Source organism: Flavobacterium sp. CLA17 (genome assembly GCF_013112255.2).
Lineage (GTDB): Bacteria > Bacteroidota > Bacteroidia > Flavobacteriales > Flavobacteriaceae > Flavobacterium > Flavobacterium circumlabens.
In genome coordinates this window covers 1,704,972-1,722,195 of sequence record NZ_CP068294.1, presented here as the reverse complement: position 1 = coordinate 1,722,195, position 17,224 = coordinate 1,704,972, and the positions used below count along the sequence as shown (strand labels likewise).

The 17,224-nt window shown below is 37.0% G+C and carries 15 protein-coding genes and 1 pseudogene; 6 read left to right on the top strand and 10 right to left on the bottom strand.

All coding sequences use genetic code 11. From position 1 onward, the window contains the following. Positions 1-63 precede the first annotated feature (63 nt). The 4 genes and pseudogenes from HAV12_RS07590 (at position 64) to HAV12_RS07575 (ending at position 6,704) form a co-directional block, all read left to right on the top strand. Positions 64-432, top strand: coding sequence for a hypothetical protein (locus HAV12_RS07590; protein ID WP_132034923.1), 369 nt, complete (start codon positions 64-66; stop codon positions 430-432). A gap of 291 nt (positions 433-723) precedes the next feature. Next, positions 724-4,241 (top strand): annotated as a pseudogene (locus HAV12_RS07585) (molybdopterin-dependent oxidoreductase). Between the two features lie 91 nt (positions 4,242-4,332). Beyond that, a complete protein-coding gene (locus HAV12_RS07580; RefSeq protein WP_171569118.1) occupies positions 4,333-5,763 on the top strand; it encodes a rubredoxin in 1,431 nt (476 codons plus the stop codon). Positions 5,764-6,104: 341 nt separating this feature from the next. Then, positions 6,105-6,704, top strand: a complete 600-nt coding sequence (locus HAV12_RS07575; RefSeq protein ID WP_171569117.1) for a hypothetical protein — start codon at positions 6,105-6,107, stop codon at positions 6,702-6,704. Between the two features lie 75 nt (positions 6,705-6,779). Here the strand turns inward: HAV12_RS07575 and moaA are convergent, their stop codons facing one another. The 10 genes from moaA to rocD all read right to left on the bottom strand — a co-directional run bounded on the left by moaA (position 6,780) and on the right by rocD (position 15,676). Continuing rightward, positions 6,780-7,787, bottom strand: a complete 1,008-nt coding sequence (gene moaA / locus HAV12_RS07570) for a GTP 3',8-cyclase MoaA (RefSeq protein WP_171569116.1) — start codon at positions 7,785-7,787, stop codon at positions 6,780-6,782. Next, positions 7,774-8,688 (bottom strand): bifunctional molybdenum cofactor biosynthesis protein MoaC/MoaB, encoded by a 915-nt coding sequence (gene moaCB / locus HAV12_RS07565; protein ID WP_171569115.1) that lies wholly within the window; start codon positions 8,686-8,688, stop codon positions 7,774-7,776. The genes moaA and moaCB overlap by 14 nt, the downstream gene beginning before the upstream one ends. 3 nt (positions 8,689-8,691) lie before the next feature. Further along, positions 8,692-9,123, bottom strand: coding sequence for a molybdenum cofactor biosynthesis protein MoaE (locus HAV12_RS07560; RefSeq protein ID WP_171569114.1), 432 nt, complete (start codon positions 9,121-9,123; stop codon positions 8,692-8,694). 47 nt (positions 9,124-9,170) lie between these two features. Continuing rightward, positions 9,171-10,247, bottom strand: coding sequence for a HesA/MoeB/ThiF family protein (gene moeB, locus HAV12_RS07555; RefSeq protein WP_171569113.1), 1,077 nt, complete (start codon positions 10,245-10,247; stop codon positions 9,171-9,173). Between the two features lie 10 nt (positions 10,248-10,257). Further along, entirely contained in the window at positions 10,258-10,494 is a 237-nt protein-coding gene (locus HAV12_RS07550) for a MoaD/ThiS family protein (protein ID WP_171569112.1), read from the bottom strand. Further along, a complete protein-coding gene (gene cobA, locus HAV12_RS07545; RefSeq protein WP_171569111.1) occupies positions 10,491-11,285 on the bottom strand; it encodes a uroporphyrinogen-III C-methyltransferase in 795 nt (264 codons plus the stop codon). The genes HAV12_RS07550 and cobA overlap by 4 nt, the downstream gene beginning before the upstream one ends. A 5-nt stretch (positions 11,286-11,290) precedes the next feature. Further along, a complete protein-coding gene (locus HAV12_RS07540) occupies positions 11,291-11,863 on the bottom strand; it encodes a molybdenum cofactor guanylyltransferase (RefSeq protein WP_171569110.1) in 573 nt (190 codons plus the stop codon). A gap of 129 nt (positions 11,864-11,992) precedes the next feature. Then, on the bottom strand, positions 11,993-12,739 hold the full coding sequence (locus HAV12_RS07535) for a sulfite exporter TauE/SafE family protein (RefSeq protein WP_171569109.1): 747 nt from the start codon (positions 12,737-12,739) through the stop codon (positions 11,993-11,995). Between the two features lie 138 nt (positions 12,740-12,877). Continuing rightward, positions 12,878-14,050 (bottom strand): gephyrin-like molybdotransferase Glp, encoded by a 1,173-nt coding sequence (gene glp, locus HAV12_RS07530; RefSeq protein ID WP_171569108.1) that lies wholly within the window; start codon positions 14,048-14,050, stop codon positions 12,878-12,880. 375 nt (positions 14,051-14,425) lie between these two features. Beyond that, positions 14,426-15,676, bottom strand: coding sequence for an ornithine--oxo-acid transaminase (gene rocD, locus HAV12_RS07525; protein WP_171569107.1), 1,251 nt, complete (start codon positions 15,674-15,676; stop codon positions 14,426-14,428). Positions 15,677-15,877: 201 nt separating this feature from the next. Between rocD and HAV12_RS07520 the strand changes: the two genes are divergently transcribed. Together HAV12_RS07520 and HAV12_RS07515 are read left to right on the top strand one after the other, a co-directional pair. Beyond that, positions 15,878-16,330 carry an Lrp/AsnC family transcriptional regulator gene (locus HAV12_RS07520; protein ID WP_171569106.1) on the top strand — a complete coding sequence of 151 codons (453 nt, stop codon included), beginning with the start codon at positions 15,878-15,880 and terminating at the stop codon, positions 16,328-16,330. A 118-nt stretch (positions 16,331-16,448) separates the two neighbouring features. Next, positions 16,449-17,222: a dienelactone hydrolase family protein gene (locus HAV12_RS07515; protein ID WP_171569105.1), complete on the top strand. Its 774-nt coding sequence runs from the start codon at positions 16,449-16,451 to the stop codon at positions 17,220-17,222. Positions 17,223-17,224: the final 2 nt, after the last annotated feature.

The window sequence follows — 17,224 nt, the reverse complement described above, 5'->3', positions numbered from 1 at the left end:
AAAAATTGTTATATGATTTAATTGGTTATATTTGAACCGATTATGAACCCCCAATTCTATCCTATGAAACAATTTTTAAAATTATCAATGCTTACTTTTATTGCAACTCAAACTGGTATTCCTCAAAAATACAATGATGCTTTAATTTCAAAAGACTCACAAATAAATTTTGCAAAAACGCAAAAAAGAGGAATTAAAAAAAACAACATTATTTACTACGTTGAAAATGACTTGCAAACCATATCTGCCTATAAAAGCAATAAGTTGAAATGGCAAACGAATGTAATTTCTGTTTGCGGGAAACCAAAGCTTGGAGAACCTCAAATACGATATGTAGGTTATAATGATACAAACAAACTACTTATCGTGATGGGAAAACATAATTTCGCGGAAATTGACATAAATAACGGAATAACAAAACTTGTTGGTTAATTTAAGAGTGTGAAAAATCGGAAACGCTGGTCACACCAACAATTGGAATTGGCTACTGATTGCTGTCAATCCGCGGATTTTCACTTTCAACTCCAATAAAATATAAATACATTCTAATTTTCTACATCTCCTTTGTTCCGGCAAAGGAGATTTTTTTTAGTGAATAATCTAAAAATAAAATTTAAAAAATACGTATTTATACGTAAAAATACTTATTTTTGTTTACGTTAAATTACGTGAATTACTCAGACTACAAGTACATTCTCCTTGTAATACCAAAACAAATCTGTAATGCAAAATACCAAAATCAAAACAACCTGTTCGTATTGTGGCGTTGGCTGCGGGATTATTGTAACCAATGATCCTAAAAATGGTGTAATGGTAACAGGCGACACAGCGCATCCGGTCAATAAAGGAATGTTATGTTCGAAAGGAATGAATCTGCATTACGTAGTGAACGATACGTCAGACCGGATTTTATATCCGGAAATGCGCGGGAGCAAATCTTATCCGCTCGAACGGGTAAGCTGGGACACTGCTCTTGACCGCGCTGCTGCTGTTTTTTCCTCCATTATAAAAAAATACGGACCAGACAGCGTTGGTTTTTATATCTCAGGCCAGTGTTTAACCGAAGAATATTACTTAGTCAATAAACTGGTAAAAGGTTTTCTGAAAACCAATAATATCGATACCAACTCCAGGCTTTGTATGAGTTCGGCTGTTGTAGGTTATAAAAAAACTTTTGGGGAAGATTCCGTACCGATTGCATACGATGATATCGAACAGGCAGATACTTTCCTGATTACAGGTGCCAATCCGGCCTGGTGTCATCCGATTTTGTTTCGAAGAATTGAAAAACACAAAGAGAAAAATCCAAAAATAAAAATCATTGTCATTGATCCCAGACGAACGGATACAGCCGCTTTTGCTGATTTGCATTTGCAGATTATTCCGGGATCTGATATCATTTTATACCACGCTATTGCCAAACGCATTATCGAAAAAGGATATGCAGATCACGATTTTGTAAAAAATAATGCTGAAAATTTCAAAGCATACAAAGAATTAGTTTTAAGTACTTCTTTAGAAAAAGCCTCTAAACTTTGCGGCATTTCTGTGAACGACATCAAACTGGCCGCTGACATTATCGGAAAAGCAAAAGGTTTTATCTCGCTCTGGGCAATGGGACTTAATCAGAGTGCTGTTGGAGTGGATAAAAATACGGCACTTCTCAATTTATCATTATTGACAGGGCAAATAGGAAAACCGGGTTCAGGACCATTTTCACTCACCGGACAGCCTAATGCTATGGGCGGGCGCGAAGTGGGCGGCATGGCTACCTTACTGGCCGCACACAAAGACATCGCCAATCCGGAGCATCGAAAGGAAGTAGCTGATTTCTGGGGAGTGGATTCGATTTCAGACCAACCGGGCTTAACGGCAACAGAAATGTTTGAAGCGTTAGAGTCGGGCAAAATGAAAGCCGTCTGGATCATTTGCACCAATCCGTTAGTGAGTTTACCGGATTCCCGTCGCATCGAAAAAGCACTTCAGAATGCCAAATTTGTTGTCGTTCAGGATATTTCACACAATGCCGATACGGCCAAATTTGCCGATTTATTGCTTCCCGCTGCGGGCTGGCTGGAAAAAGAAGGAACAATGACCAATTCAGAGCGTCGGATTTCGTATTTACCAAAAGGAATCAACGCGCCGGGTGAAGCACTTCCGGATATTGAAATTTTAATTCGCTTTGCGAAAAAAATGAATTTCCACGGATTCAATTTTAACAATGCCGAAGAAATTTATAAAGAACACTGTGCCCTTACGAAAAATACCAATATTGATATTTCCTTCTTAAATTACCATCGCTTAAAAACCGAAGGTACTTTTCAATGGCCCGTTCCGGATTACGGACATCCGGGAACGCCCCGCCTCTTTACTGATAAAAAGTTTTATACACCCTCACAAAAAGCAATTTTCAATTTACCAACGGCTATTGAGAATACTTCGGAACAGCCCAGTCCGCAATTTCCTTTTATCTTAACCACAGGAAGGGTCCGCGATCAGTGGCATACCATGACCAAAACCGGGAAAGTATCCCGATTACTGACCCATACACCAAGTCCGGTATTGGAAATTAATCCGATTGATGCTTTTAAAAATGACATCAAAAATGGGGATATTGTAGTTGTATCCAGTAAAAATGGTGAAGTTCGCGTAAAAGCAAAAGTAACCGATTCGATCAAAGAAAAGGTCGTTTTCCTGCCGATGCATTGGGGAAAACAACTTGACAATGATTTGAACAGAACCAATAATCTGACCAATACCGTGGTTGATCCGGTTTCTAAGGAACCCGATTTTAAATACACGACGGTTTCGATTAATAAATATGTAAAACCCTTTCAGAAAATTGCGATTGTCGGTGCCGGAGCAGCGTCTTTCCGTTTCATTCAAAATTACCGTGAATTTAATACAACAGATGAAATTATTGTTTTTTCGAATGAAATAAATCCATTTTACAATCGCGTCTTACTTCCGGAATACATGACCGGAGAATTCTCGTGGGAGCAGTTATTAAAAGTAAAAGATGGCGATGCACTGCAAAAACTCAACATTACCATGAAAGCGGGCGTTGCTATTGATAAAATAAATACGGCCGAAAAAACAATTCTGGACAGTTACGGAAGCCTGCATCAATTTGACTCGCTTATCCTGGCTACCGGAAGCCGGCCTTTTGTTCCGGAGAACGCACAATTACATCTTCCGGGACGTTTTACAATAAGAAGAAAAGAAGATGCCGACCGACTGAAAACCTATCTGGACAACACAGGACTGCCAACTGAAGAACAACATGTCGTTATTATTGGCGGTGGTTTATTAGGTTTGGAATTAGCTGCGGCTTTAAAACATAAAAAAGTAAAAATCACCATTATCCAAAGGGCTTCACGATTGATGGAACGTCAGTTAGACCGGATTTCAAGCAAATTACTGGCCGAAGAAGTACAGCTTCGTGACATTCAGATTTATTTTGATAATGAAGTGAGTACTGTTTTTGAAACCGATCATGAAAACGAACTTGAAATTGCCTTAAAGAGCGGCAGAATTATAACCGCCAATGCTATTGTTTATACTATCGGAACGATTCCGAATATTGAAATTGCACGCGAAACGGGACTTTCCTGCGGGCGTGGCGTAAAAGTAAACCAGTATTTACAATCTTCAAATCCGGACATTTTTGCAATTGGAGAAATTGCTGAATTTGAAAATAACTATTCGGAATCACCTCTGCTGCCGAAGAACAGGCAGATGTTCTGGCTAACTTTCTGGCCGGAGATATCAGCAGTTACTACAAAGGCTCTGTTTTAATGAATATCCTGAAATTAGAAGATATCAATTTATGCAGTATTGGGGACATTACCATTCCGGAAAACGATGATTCGTATGAAGAAATTATTTTTACCGACTTAAAGAAACGATACTACAAAAAATGTATCGTTAAAAATGATTTGTTAGTCGGTGCGATTTTAATGGGAGATAAAAATGAGTTTGCCGAATTCAAAACTATGATTGAAAGCAAAATTGAATTATCCGACAAACGAAATTTATTGCTCAGAGGAAGCTCAACAGCCAAACCAGTTTTAGGAAAATTAGTGTGCTCCTGCAGTCAGGTCGGAGTAGGAAATATAGAAGAAACAATAAAAAGCGGCGTTACTAATTTTACCGATTTATGTAAAAATACCGGAGCAGGATTAGGCTGCGGAAGCTGTAAAACTGAAGTGAAGGAAATATTGGCGAAATGCCGGGTTTAGTTTTTAGTCGCAGTTTTCAGTCATAGTATCCACCGGGACTGAAAACTGCGACTGAGAACTGAGACTGCGACTTAAAGAAAAAACAAAAAAAATGGAACTAACAAGACTAATAGTAAAAGGAGGCGTAATATCACCTGGTGAACTTCGTGAAGTTGTCAATATGGCTATGGATCAGGGGTTAGATTCAATTTCGTTTGGTTCACGGCAGGATATTATTTTTCCGAAGGGTATTCAACCTTTAGAAAAAGAAAAAACTGGCAAACATCATTTTGTATTTCCGGACCAGAAAAGCGGGAATAATATCGTTTCTTCCTACGTTTCAACTGATATTTTCAGAAATACCAATTGGCTGACGGGAAATCGGTATTTGTATATCTTAGAGCAGTTTAAGGAACAGCCAAAACTAAAAGTCAACATTACGGATCCAAAACAGCAATTGGTGCCGTTGTTTACCGGACATCTCAATTTTATTGCTTCCGAACATGAAGATTATTGGTATTTGTACATTCGGTTACCCAAATGGGAACGTATGGAAGTCTACCCGGTTTTGATTTACAGCTGGGATATCGCTCAGTTTTACTACGAAATTGAAAGAATCTCAACTGAAGAATCAATTCATATTGACCTTCTTTTTAGTCTGGTAAGTGAAGCTTTAGATACGAACAACAGAACGATTGACAAACCTCTGAATGTTCCGTTTTATCCTTTCCCGTATTATGAGGGAATGAACAGAATGGGAATTGATCAGTACTGGCTGGGTTTGTACTGGAGAAATAACTTATACGATTTAGACTTCCTGAAAGAAATGTGCGATTTGTGTTTCGATTGTAAAATCGGGAAAATATGCATTACGCCATGGAAATCATTTATTGTAAAAGGAATTCCAAAAGACCGAAAATTAGAATGGGAAAAATTCTTAGGCAAAAAAGGAATCAATGTCCGCCATTCGTTGTTAGAACTGAACTGGCATTTGCCCGTAGCAATGGAATGGGCCCTGAATCTCAAGACTTTTCTCGTCCGCACACTCGATCAGTTTGATATCAGCACTTACGGACTGACTTTCGGCTTATCCGAATACAATCGCGAAGGACATTATTTTACCTCAATCGTGGTTGAAAAAAATGAGTTACCAAAAGATTTAGCTTCGATGAAAATCAGAGACACCTATAATATCTTATTTGCGAAGAATTTCGATCCCAATACACAGGAATATATTGTGCATTCACAGGATATTGATAAACTCGAACTGCCCACGATTTTAATCGAATTAAGCCGAAAATATTTCGAAGAGCTGGGAACTTCCATCACTGAAACAACAGAAAATCCACAGAAAAAAGAAAAACCACAATTGGATATTTACCAATGTCAGGAGTGTTTAACGCTTTATAAATCAGAATTCGGAGAAGAAAGCCAGAGTATTCCAAAAGGTGTACTGTTTACTGATTTGCCTGAGACGTACTACTGCTCTTTATGCGAAGCACCCAAAAGCAATTTCAGAATTCTGGAAATTGTCAGGAATTAATTTAACTTCAATTAAATTCCCAAATTTTGAATTCCAAATTCCAAATCTTACTTTTCACATTTCACTTCCCACAACCCACAACTCAAAACTCATAACTCATAACTCATAACTCAAAACTTACATTTATACAGCAATTTCTTCCATTTTTTCAGGTAGAATTGTTAAGAGATTTTACTTTTCATTTGTAGCAAAAAAGTCAAACATTTTATTTTCAAATACTTAAGATTAAATTTTATCTAAAAACTTAACATTGGGGGATTTGTTTTATAATTATCTTTACTTAACTACTACTTAACGATTTAGTTACATTAGAAATTATTCTCATCTAAAAGGACATTAATATGGAAAACAACAACGAAGAAATTATCCCTGAAAAAATCGATTCACCAACAACTGAAAATATTCAGCCCGTTACAGAAAATAAAAAACCTGTAACTACACCGCCTGCAAAAACAACCGTTCGTAAAGCTGCTCCGGCTAAACCAACAACTGCTGCAGCAACAAGTGCAACGCCAAATGCAACGACAAAAACGGCAGCAAGCACTACACCGAAACCAACAGTAAGAAGAGCTCCGGCAAAAAAAGTTACAGCTCCGGCTTCAACCATAAAACCTGAAGTTATAAAAGAAGTTACTGAATCAAAAGAAGCAAAAACTATTGAAACAACTTCACAAGAAGAAAATAAGAAAGATAAATCAACCGATAAAAAGAAGAAAAAAGTGAAAGACCAAGACAAGGAAAAAGAAAAAAAGAAATTAGCTAAGAAAAAAGATCAGGCTAAAAAAGACAAAAAGAAAGAGAAAGCTAAAAAAGCAAAACAAAAAGCTGCTGCTAAGAAAAAAGAAAAAGCTAAAAAAGCGAAGGATAAAGCGAAAGCGAAAAAAATAGCAAAAAAGAAAGCTAAATCTCAGAAAAAAGCAAAAGCTAAAAAGAAAAAATAATTAACAAAAAGGTTTGACTTATTAAAGTTGAACCTTTTTTTTATATCCATATGTCACTGCACAGAAATCGAAGAACTATCCTCCAATCGCAATCATACTGCGGTTATCAAAATGAAGCAAGGGATCGTCCATTTCTTCAATAGTAACCATTCCTGCTCTTACTTTCTTTTTATTCCGAATTGATTCCGAAATCAGGCTGGTGATCGATTCGCCGTTTCTTAAAGGCGTCAGTAAATCTGTTTCTGAATTAGAAAAAAGACAGTTCTTAATTTTTCCGTTTGCCGTCAGACGAATTCTGTTACAGCCATCACAAAACGGATTAGTAATAGAACTTATGATTCCAAAATCACCGTGAAAGCCTTTTATTTTATAGGTTCTGGCTGTAAAATTTCTTTCGTCTTCTAATTTCTGAATTTCTTCCGAAGAAAAAGTTTTTTCCAGTTCTGCTAAAATTTCGTTTTGGGAAACCATTTTACTTCTGTCCCACTCGTTTCCGGCAAAAGGCATAAACTCAATAAACCGAACTGATAAAGGCAAAAACTTTGTTAATTGCACAAAATCAACAATTTCATTTTCATTAAAACCTTTCATCAGAACCACATTTACTTTTACCTTAAAATCATTATTCAAAAGCAAATGCAGATTATCAATTACTTTCTCAAACTGATTTCGGAGTGTTACAGCATTAAATTTAGACGAAACCAAAGTATCTAAACTCAAATTGATATTGCTGACTTTAAATTGTTTCAAAACAGCCATATGCCGATCGATTAGGATCCCGTTTGTCGTAATGGAAAGTTCGGTTTCTAAGCTGGCTAATTTGGAAATAATTTCCGGAAAATCTTTTCGCAAAAGCGGTTCGCCTCCTGTTAACCTGATTTTGTCAACACCATTTTCTACGAAGATCCGGGCAATTGCAAGAATCTCATCGGCAGTCATTAAACTGGCTTTAGGAGATAATGTGATTCCATCGGCAGGCATGCAATACGTGCAACGCAGATTGCATTTTTCTAACAGCGAAATACGTAAATAGTTGTGTTTTCGCCCAAAATCATCCGTTAAAACAGTGTTAGAGGGAATCATGATTTTTACCTTTTAAAATATGAAAAACATGCAGCAAATGCGGAAAAACAGCATCCATTGATTCTCTTGCCCCGTTGGTTGAACCCGGCACTGCCAAAACCAGACTTTTACCCAAAGTTCCCGCAACAGTTCGTGATAACATGGCATACGGTGTACGCTGCTGTCCGTAATTACGAATGGCTTCTTCGATGCCGGGAATCCTGCTCTCTAATATTGGAGACAAAGCTTCGGGTGTGACATCCCGCGGAGACAAACCTGTTCCGCCTGTAAAAATAACGAGCTGGTGTTCTTTTGCAAAAGCTTTGGCCTTTTCCTGAATAACATCAATTTCATCCGGAATGACTTCATAATGTCCGGTTTCGACTCCGTAGGAAGTTAGTTTATCGACTATGATTTTTCCGGAGCGATCTTCTTTATCGCCGGCAAAAACAGAATCGGAACAAACAAAAACCGCCGCTTTAATGACAGTTGGAAATTTATTTTTAAAAGACGATTTCCCGCCTTCTTTTTGAATTAGTTTAATTGTCGAAATTTCGATTTCCTTATCGATCGGTTTCAGCATATCGTACATCGTAAGTGCTACGATAGAGGCGCCGTGCATGGCTTCAACTTCTACTCCGGTTTTGTAAACGGTTTTTACATTGAAGATAATCTGAATCGTCAGCTCCTCAATTTTGTAGGTAACAGACGTAAATTCAATTGGAATCGGATGGCAATCGGGAATCGACAAATGCGTATTTTTTACGGCAAACAAACCAGCCGTTTTGGCCATTTCCAAAACATTTCCTTTCGGAACCAGATTATTTACAACGGCATCAATTGTTTCCTGTTTGCTAACTTTTACAATCGCGGTTGCGGTTGCAGAACGTAACGTATTTATTTTATGTGTAATATCAACCATTTCTTAGGTATTTTGCTTCCAGGTGAAAGCACCGTTTTCAAAAATTTCTTTGCCAAAAATCGGCACATCTGTTTTTATCCAGTTTACGATCGCTTCTGTAGCTTCATAAACCTGTTTGCGCCTTGTAGCCGAAACGAATACAAACAAACAGATTTCGCCCGCTTTTACCACTCCCAAACTGTGATAAATGTGCATACAGGTGAGATCAAATTTGGCGAAAGCTTTTTCACGGATGGCGTGCAAAGCTTCGTTTGCCATATCGGTATACGCTGAATAATCGATTGCTGCAACGGTATTTTCGTGTAAAACGTCTGCACGAACTTGTCCCAGAAAAATATTGTGTGCACCGATTGTATGTTTTGATTGGTGTTTGGCAATGGATTCTGCGATAAATTCGGGAGAGATTGGTCCTTCTATAAATACATTTTTACTCATTGTTTATTTTTTTTGCCACTAATTGCACGAATTGACACGAATTATTTCTAAAATGTCACTTCGTCTTTTAGTAACTGATTTAAAACCAAAGCTCCTCCTTTGATACTTTTTACTTTTTTGAATTTATTTTTCAGAAGGATTTCAACTGCTACCTTGCTTCTTATTCCGGATTGACAGAAAATATAAATGGTTTTATCCCGATCTAAATTTTCAATTTCTTTTTCTAATTGAATCAATGGAATCTGTATACTGTTTTTCAATATTATTTTTGGAAGTTCGTCATTGTTTCGAACATCTAAAAAAAGTACGTCTTCTGCGTCAATCTGGCTTAAAACCGTCTCGGCTTCAATCTCATGATGCTCTTTTTCAGATCCAATATATTTTTCTTCAAAGGTGATTCTGTCTATTTTGAAATCACTATTCTTTTCGAAGTCATATTTTTGCTGTTCATTATTCAAAATATTATACACCAGCAGTTTGCCACTTAACACCTCACCTATTTCTAAAATTATTTTAAGGACTTCATTGGCTTGTAACATACCAATGATTCCAACGCCAATTCCAAGTACTCCGGCGTCATTACAATTTGCCGTCAGGCTGTTTTCATCCGGAAACAGGCAGCTGTAAGTGGGTCCGTTTTGGTAATTGAAAACAGAAACCTGTCCTTCAAATCTAAAAACGGAGCCGTAGACCATTGGTTTATTTGTAAGGGAACATGCATCATTTATCAGGTATTTTACTGCCAGATTATCTGTGGCATCGACGATAATATCATAATTTTCAAACAACGGAATGGCATTGTTTCCGGATAATTTTTCTGCAATTGAATTGACTTTTATTAACGGATTTAATTCTGTCAGCCTTACTTTAGCTTCATCGGCTTTATATTTTCCGACGGCAGTTGTTTTATAAATGACCTGTCTTTGCAGGTTTGAAATTTCGATAACATCATGATCTGCAATTCCAATTTCGCCCACTCCGGCTGCAGCGAGATACGGAAGAACAGCAGCTCCCAGACCGCCGGCACCAATCACTAAAACTTTCGCTTTGGCTAGTTTCTCCTGTCCGTTTTCTCCAATTTCCGGGAGAATAACTTGTCTGTTATACCGCATTGATGCATTCATATTCTTACTTTTAACCTCCGGCAAACGGCGGCAATAAAGCCACAATATCGCTTGCCTGCAATTTGTAATCAGTTTCTTTTGGAATTATTTTCTGGTTGACCGCAACGCTGAAAACCATGGAATCCAATTGATATTTCTCCTGTAAATCCTGCAATAAATCCTGCAGTGAAATATCCGAAGAAGCTACGTTTTCGAAAGTGCATTGGGTTTTTTCAGCAACAGCTCCAAAATATTTAATCTCGATCATTCTTCTAAATTTAAATTCTGAAAAATAAATTCATCCTCAAAATGTTCCTGAAAATAGGAAGTCAGTTTTGAGTTATTCTTTACCACTTCCCCGATCACAATAATGGCCGGAGATGAAAGATTATTTTCGGATACCAATTTAGCAATTGAACTCATGGTTCCTACTACTTTTTGCTCGGAATTTTTTGTTCCGTTTTGAATAATTGCAATTGGGAGATCATCTGTCCGGTTTTCTTTATAAATCGAAATGATCTGATCTAATTTGTGCATGCCCATCAAAATAACCACCGTAGCGGCTGATTTTGAAGCTAAATGAATATCTTTAGACAATTCATGATTGGAAGTAGTACCTGTAATGACCCAAAAACTTTCGGCTATTTGACGTTGTGTCAGACTAATTCCAACCGAAGCCGGAACACCCAGAGCAGATGAAATTCCGGGAACAACAGCTGTTTCCAGTCCAAATTTTTCTCCATATTCAATTTCTTCACTTCCTCTTCCGAAAATAAACGGATCCCCTCCTTTTAAACGTACTACATGGCCGTGACGATTCGCCATTGAAACAATCAAATCATTAATCTGATCCTGCGTATAGGCGTGACAGCCCAAACGTTTTCCAACAAAAATAATCTCTGCGTGTTCTGCATATTGCAATAATTCTTCGTTAACCAGAGCATCATATAACACCACGTCGGCATTTTTCAAAGCTTTTATTGCTTTAAGCGTAATCAGTTCAACATCTCCGGGACCTGCGCCTACGACTGTTAATTTTGGTGTTTTCAGGTCTTTCATAGTACTTAACTTAAATTGGTATTCAGGTCGTTTAATTCATCAATCGAATTAATATTGCTCAAATGAAAATTTTCACTTTCGTCTATATTGATAATCTGATGGGGAATTTTAGCAATCAGATCCATCATTTTTAGTTCATTTGCCTCAATGGCTTCTTTTATAACGGCAAGCATCTTTTTAGAATAAATCCCGATTAAAGGATGCACTTTACTTTCTGAAGCAAAAACAGTAACGCCCGCTTCATTGGTATGTTTTGAAATTAGCTCGGATAGTAAATCGGTTGAAATTAACGGAATATCACAACTCAAAATCAAATTAAATTCGGTTTCCGAAGCTGTCAGTGCGGTATAAATTCCACCCAAAGGCCCTTTATCTGTTATAATATCCGGTATCTTTTGGTACGGCAGATAATCGTATTCTCTGGTCGCCGTGATCAGTTTTATTTTTTCTGTAATGGGTAAAATCGCGTGAATGATATGTTCAATGAAAGGTTTTTTCTGAAACAAAACCAAGCCTTTCTCTGACTGCATTCTGGTGCTTTTGCCTCCACAAAGAATAAATACTGTTAGCGTTTCCATGATTTTTTTGTTTCAGGGTTTTACCAATATTGCTTGTTTTTCTAAATTCCATTTATATTTTTTTCACGCAGATTTTGCAGATTTTTTTATCCCTTTAATCTTTTTATCTGTGGCTTTTATTTTTAAACATTAAGGAAAAATCAACTTAATACTTGCCATAATAATGACGGTTCCCAAAACAAATTTTAATGTTTTATTAGAGAAATAGCCGCTTCCGTAAAATCCGCCTAAAACTCCACCGATAACCGCAATTGGAACCAGGTAAAAACTTTCTGTCGGAATTGTTTTTCCTCCCAGAAAAAATCCCATTAATCCGGCAAATGAGTTTACAAATATGAATAAACTCGAAATTGCTGCCGATTCTTTAATGTTTGCCCATCCCAAAAACAATAAAATCGGACTCAGGATAATTCCGCCGCCAATCCCCAACATCCCGGATAATAATCCGATCGCAAATCCGATCATCAGGGCAAAAGGAATATGTATCGTAACCGCTTCTTTTTCTTTAAAATTAAATATGCCAAACAACCTCAGTGCTGCAAAAACCAATACAATTCCGAGGATGATTTTATAAACCGCATTATCCAGCGTCACAAAACCACCAATAAATGCAGCGGGTATCGAAGCAATTGCAAAAGGGTAAAAAAGCTTTGGCCTGAAATAATTCATACGATAATAAAAGAAAAATGAAATACTCGAAACAAACAAATTCAACAGCAAAGCCGATGGTTTCATAATCGCAACCGGAAACGCAAAAATCGTCATTAGAGCCAAATAACCCGACGCTCCCCCATGCCCAACACTGGAATACAAAAAAGCAATCACAATTAAAGCGAAGCTGAACAGTACAATGTTTTCGGTACTAAGGAGATTCATTGGTTTTGTTTCAGGTTTTTGTTGTTTCAAGTTTAAAGTTTGAGGTTTCAGGTTATGTCCCTAATTTACACACCACAATCTGCAATCTATTCTCTTTCTTCTATTCTCTATTCTCTTTACTCTCTTTTCCACATTCCACTAACCAATCGGCAATAACGTCACCAATTCCTCTTTTTTAAGCATTTCTGCATCATTCGGAACAATCAGTAAACTATTGGCAATTGCAAACGAATTGAGCATTGCAGAACTCTGACCACCCAAAACCTCAACATGGGTTTCGTCATATAAGGCTTTCAGGAACAAGGTTTTTCCGGTTGTATTGGGAATATCTGCATTTAATTTCCGGATTAATTTTGGCAGGTGAATTTCTGAGAAACCCATTTTATTCCGGATGGCCGGATACACATATACGTAAAAATTAGTGAGTGAAGAAGCCGGATTTCCGGGCAGGGCAAACACTAAAGTCTCCTTTCGCTTTCCAAAAAACATTGGTTTTCCGGGCTTCTGATTGATTTTATAAAACAGTTCTTCTACTTCATTGGCCAGTAAGGCCTCTTTCACAAAATCATAATCTCCGACTGATATGCCACCGGAAATTAAAACAATGTCATATTGGGGCAAAATCTCTTTTAGTACTTTTTTAGTTGCTTTCAGCTTATCTTTTACGGTATAAACTGTCGTTTTTTTAATTCCGATGGTTTGAAGCGCAGCCTGCAGCATGATCGAATTACTTTCGAATATTTTTCCCTTTGGCAATTTATTTCCGGATTCTACCAGTTCGTTTCCGGTTACTAAGAGGGCAACTTTCGGTTTTTTATAAACGGTTATTGCTGTAATTCCCAGGCAAGCCAAAAATCCTATTGCAGCAGGCGTAATCAATGTATTCGCTTCAAAAACAACATCTCCCTTCTGAATCTGCTCACCTTTACCACGCAAATTTGCAAATTGTTCCGGCATATTAGTAATCAGAATCGATTTCTCGTTAGCCATTACATGTTCCTGCATGACAACAGTATCTGCATCGTCGGGTACAAAAGCACCTGTAAAAATACGTACTGCCTCGTTGAATTCAAGTTTTCTATTCGAATGATCTCCAGCCTTTGAAATACTTACAACATCGTACTGATGTCTTCTACTGTGCGTAAAAGCATAACCGTCCATAGCAGACTGGCGAAAAGGCGGCATTGCGATTGGCGCGTGTACCGTTTTAGCCAAAACGTATCCTAACGCTTTATTCACGGGGATTTTCTGCGTTGGCATTTTTGAACTGTTTTCAGCTACGATCGTTAAAGCCTCACTAACTTGTATCATGATTCAGAATATAAAACTAAGTATAAATACTTATCACAAATATAAGTATTTAATAATAGGATGAATAAAAAATTTAAATTTATTTTAATGTCTATAAAATTAGTCTAATTTCTTCAAAATCAACTTTAAAAACCGACCTGTTTTGAGTATAAAATCATAAAGTGAACTCAGAAATGATCTTTTCCTGACGTTTTTTGTGTTTTATTATACTTTGTCCAGCAATTAAAAACAGGCAACGAAACTAGTATCAGCAGAATTCTAAATAAATACCAGAAATAATTGTTTTTTTTGGTATTTCAGCCAATAAACAAAAAAGCGATTGCTAAAATGCAATCGCCTTATATAAAGTAAAGTAAGTAAACTGAATTAATTAATTTATATAAAATCATTTAATGACTTTTCAATAATCTCCAGGCATTCCTGAATTTGAGATTCTGTCATCACCAACGGCGGCGCCAGTCTGATTTTATTACCATGAGTTGGTTTTGCCAATAATCCGTTATCCCTGAATTTCAGGCAGATTTCCCAGGCCAGATCAGAATCTTCACCGCAATTAATGACAATGGCATTTAGTAATCCTTTACCGCGCACTAACGTAATCAGGTCATTTCTTTCTGCAATTTCGTTTAATCCTTTTCGCAAAATAATCCCTAAACGCTCTGCATTTTCAGCTAATTTTTCGTCTCTTACCACTTCAAGTGCCGCGATTGCAACTGCAGCTGCCACAGGATTTCCACCAAAAGTAGAACCGTGTTGTCCGGGTCTGATTACATTCATGATTTCATTATTGGCCAAAACCGCAGAAACCGGATAAACTCCGCCTGAAATGGCTTTTCCTAAAATTAAAATATCAGGCTGTACATTTTCGTGATGAACGGCCAATAATTTTCCTGTACGGGCAATTCCGGTCTGAACTTCGTCTGCAATAAACAATACATTATGTTTCTCACAAAGTGCTTTTGCTTTTGCCAAATATCCTTCGGAAGGAACATAAACTCCGGCTTCACCCTGAATTGGTTCTACCAGAAAACCGGCAATATTTTTGGAAGATTCCAAAGCTTTTTCTAAAGCTTCCAAATTATCATATTCAATTTTTAGAAATCCGTCTGTAAAAGGACCGAAGTTTTTACGGGCACTTTCATCATTCGAAAATGAAATAATAGTGGTCGTTCTTCCATGAAAATTATTTTCGCAAACAATAATCTGAGCCAGGTTTTCGTGAATACCTTTTACTTCGTACGCCCATTTTCTACACAGTTTAAGAGCAGTCTCAACCGCTTCGGCACCTGTATTCATCGGCAATACTTTATCAAAACCAAAATAATTGGTAATAAACTCTTCGTAATTTCCTAATTTATCGTTGTAAAAGGCTCTTGAAGTTAAAGTCAGTTTTTGAGCCTGATCCGTCATTGCTTTTACAATCACCGGATGACAATGTCCCTGATTTACGGCAGAGTAAGCAGATAAAAAGTCATAATATTTTTTTCCATCAACATCCCACACATAAACGCCTTCTCCTCTTTCTAAAACAACCGGAAGCGGATGGTAATTGTGAGCTCCGTATTTATTCTCTTTTTCTATCAAAACTTCTGATTTCGACGAAAGTACTTCTTGCTGATGTCCCATTATATTTTATTTTTATTGGAACAAAAATATAAAAATTATTTATTTACAAGCATTATAAGACTGCTTTTAACTAAATTATACTCCTTAAAAATCAAATTAATTATTTTAACACAAATAAAAGTCAATTTTACATTTGATTATAAACTTCAAATCAGACTTATTTCTATCTTTACAGCGATTAAACCCGTAAAAAATAGTGGTATGGACATTTTAGATGAATTTGACGTAAACATTATAAAAGAATTGGAAAAAGACGGAAGAATCGCTTTTTCGACGATTGCTACTAATTTAAAAATTTCAAATACGATGGTGCACCAACGCATTAACCGTTTGTTTGAACAAGGTATCATTACCGGTATCAAACCGATTCTGAATGAAAAGCAGGTTGGCTACGACTGGGCTTCTTTTACCGGAATTACACTCAATAAAGATTCTGATTCTGAAAGGATTATTGCCGCTTTAAAAGAAATTCCGGAGATTACAGAGTGTTATTTCGTAACCGGATCGTTTACGCTGTACCTGAAAATTACGGCAAAAAATCACGAACACATGCGTAAAATATTATATGAAAAAATCGACAATATTCCCGGAATCGCCAAAACAGACTCGATGGTAGAACTCGGTTGTGCTTTTAAAAGAAATATAAGCTTATAAAGGACTAATTACTAAATAATTAATCGAACAATCATAGATTGGAAAACCTCGGAAGAAATATCTTTTGAGGTTTTTTTGTAACATAATATTTCTGATATTTGTTAAAAATTGTAAAACTATGAAAAATTCAGCCCTACTCCTCTTTGCTGCCATACTATTTTCTAACACTATAAACGCGCAATTGAAAACAGTTAAATATACCGACGGAGATCAGGCTTTAAATGGTCTGTTTATAAAAGCCGCCAAGAAAAGCACGAACAATCCCGGTATCCTTCTTTTACCGGCATGGCTCGGAATTGATAATGCCTCAAAAGGAATTGCAGAAAATTTATCAAAATTAGGTTATCATGTTTTTATCGCTGATATCTATGGCGAAGGAAACTATCCCAAAAATACTGCTGAAGCGGGAAAACAAGCAGGTTACTTTAAAACTAACTTTACCGAATATCAAAAAAGGATCAATGTAGCGTTACAGGAATTAATCAAATCCGGTGCAAATCCTGATAATATTGTGGCGATCGGATATTGTTTTGGAGGAACAGGCGTTCTTGAAGCCGCACGTGGTCATCTGAACCTAAAAGGAGTGGCTTCTTTTCACGGAGGATTGGGCAGAGATGCTGCAAGAACAGTGGAACCTATTACAACCAAAGTTTTGGTTTGCCACGGTGCCGATGATCCATTCGTTTCAAAAGAAGAAATCACGGCTTTTCAACAGGAAATGCGCGATTCAAAAGCAGACTGGCAAATGATTTACTACGCTAATTCTGTTCATTCTTTTACCAATCCGGAAGCCGGAAACGATAATTCAAAAGGTGCGGCTTACAATGAAGTGGCTGCCAAAAGAGCATTTGAACATTTACAGCTTTTCCTGAAGGAAGTCTTAAAAAAATAAAA

Excerpts from the sequence above, each read along its gene's own strand:
- HAV12_RS07590 (WP_132034923.1), top strand. The coding sequence starts at position 64 with ATGAAACAATTTTTAAAATTATCAATGCTTACTTTTATTGCAACTCAA.
- HAV12_RS07580 (WP_171569118.1), top strand. The coding sequence starts at position 4,333 with ATGGAACTAACAAGACTAATAGTAAAAGGAGGCGTAATATCACCTGGT.
- HAV12_RS07575 (WP_171569117.1), top strand. The coding sequence starts at position 6,105 with ATGGAAAACAACAACGAAGAAATTATCCCTGAAAAAATCGATTCACCA.
- moaA (WP_171569116.1), bottom strand. The coding sequence starts at position 7,787 with ATGATTCCCTCTAACACTGTTTTAACGGATGATTTTGGGCGAAAACAC.
- moaCB (WP_171569115.1), bottom strand. The coding sequence starts at position 8,688 with ATGGTTGATATTACACATAAAATAAATACGTTACGTTCTGCAACCGCA.
- HAV12_RS07560 (WP_171569114.1), bottom strand. The coding sequence starts at position 9,123 with ATGAGTAAAAATGTATTTATAGAAGGACCAATCTCTCCCGAATTTATC.
- moeB (WP_171569113.1), bottom strand. The coding sequence starts at position 10,247 with ATGAATGCATCAATGCGGTATAACAGACAAGTTATTCTCCCGGAAATT.
- HAV12_RS07550 (WP_171569112.1), bottom strand. The coding sequence starts at position 10,494 with ATGATCGAGATTAAATATTTTGGAGCTGTTGCTGAAAAAACCCAATGC.
- cobA (WP_171569111.1), bottom strand. The coding sequence starts at position 11,285 with ATGAAAGACCTGAAAACACCAAAATTAACAGTCGTAGGCGCAGGTCCC.
- HAV12_RS07540 (WP_171569110.1), bottom strand. The coding sequence starts at position 11,863 with ATGGAAACGCTAACAGTATTTATTCTTTGTGGAGGCAAAAGCACCAGA.
- HAV12_RS07535 (WP_171569109.1), bottom strand. The coding sequence starts at position 12,739 with ATGAATCTCCTTAGTACCGAAAACATTGTACTGTTCAGCTTCGCTTTA.
- glp (WP_171569108.1), bottom strand. The coding sequence starts at position 14,050 with ATGATACAAGTTAGTGAGGCTTTAACGATCGTAGCTGAAAACAGTTCA.
- rocD (WP_171569107.1), bottom strand. The coding sequence starts at position 15,676 with ATGGGACATCAGCAAGAAGTACTTTCGTCGAAATCAGAAGTTTTGATA.
- HAV12_RS07520 (WP_171569106.1), top strand. The coding sequence starts at position 15,878 with ATGGACATTTTAGATGAATTTGACGTAAACATTATAAAAGAATTGGAA.
- HAV12_RS07515 (WP_171569105.1), top strand. The coding sequence starts at position 16,449 with ATGAAAAATTCAGCCCTACTCCTCTTTGCTGCCATACTATTTTCTAAC.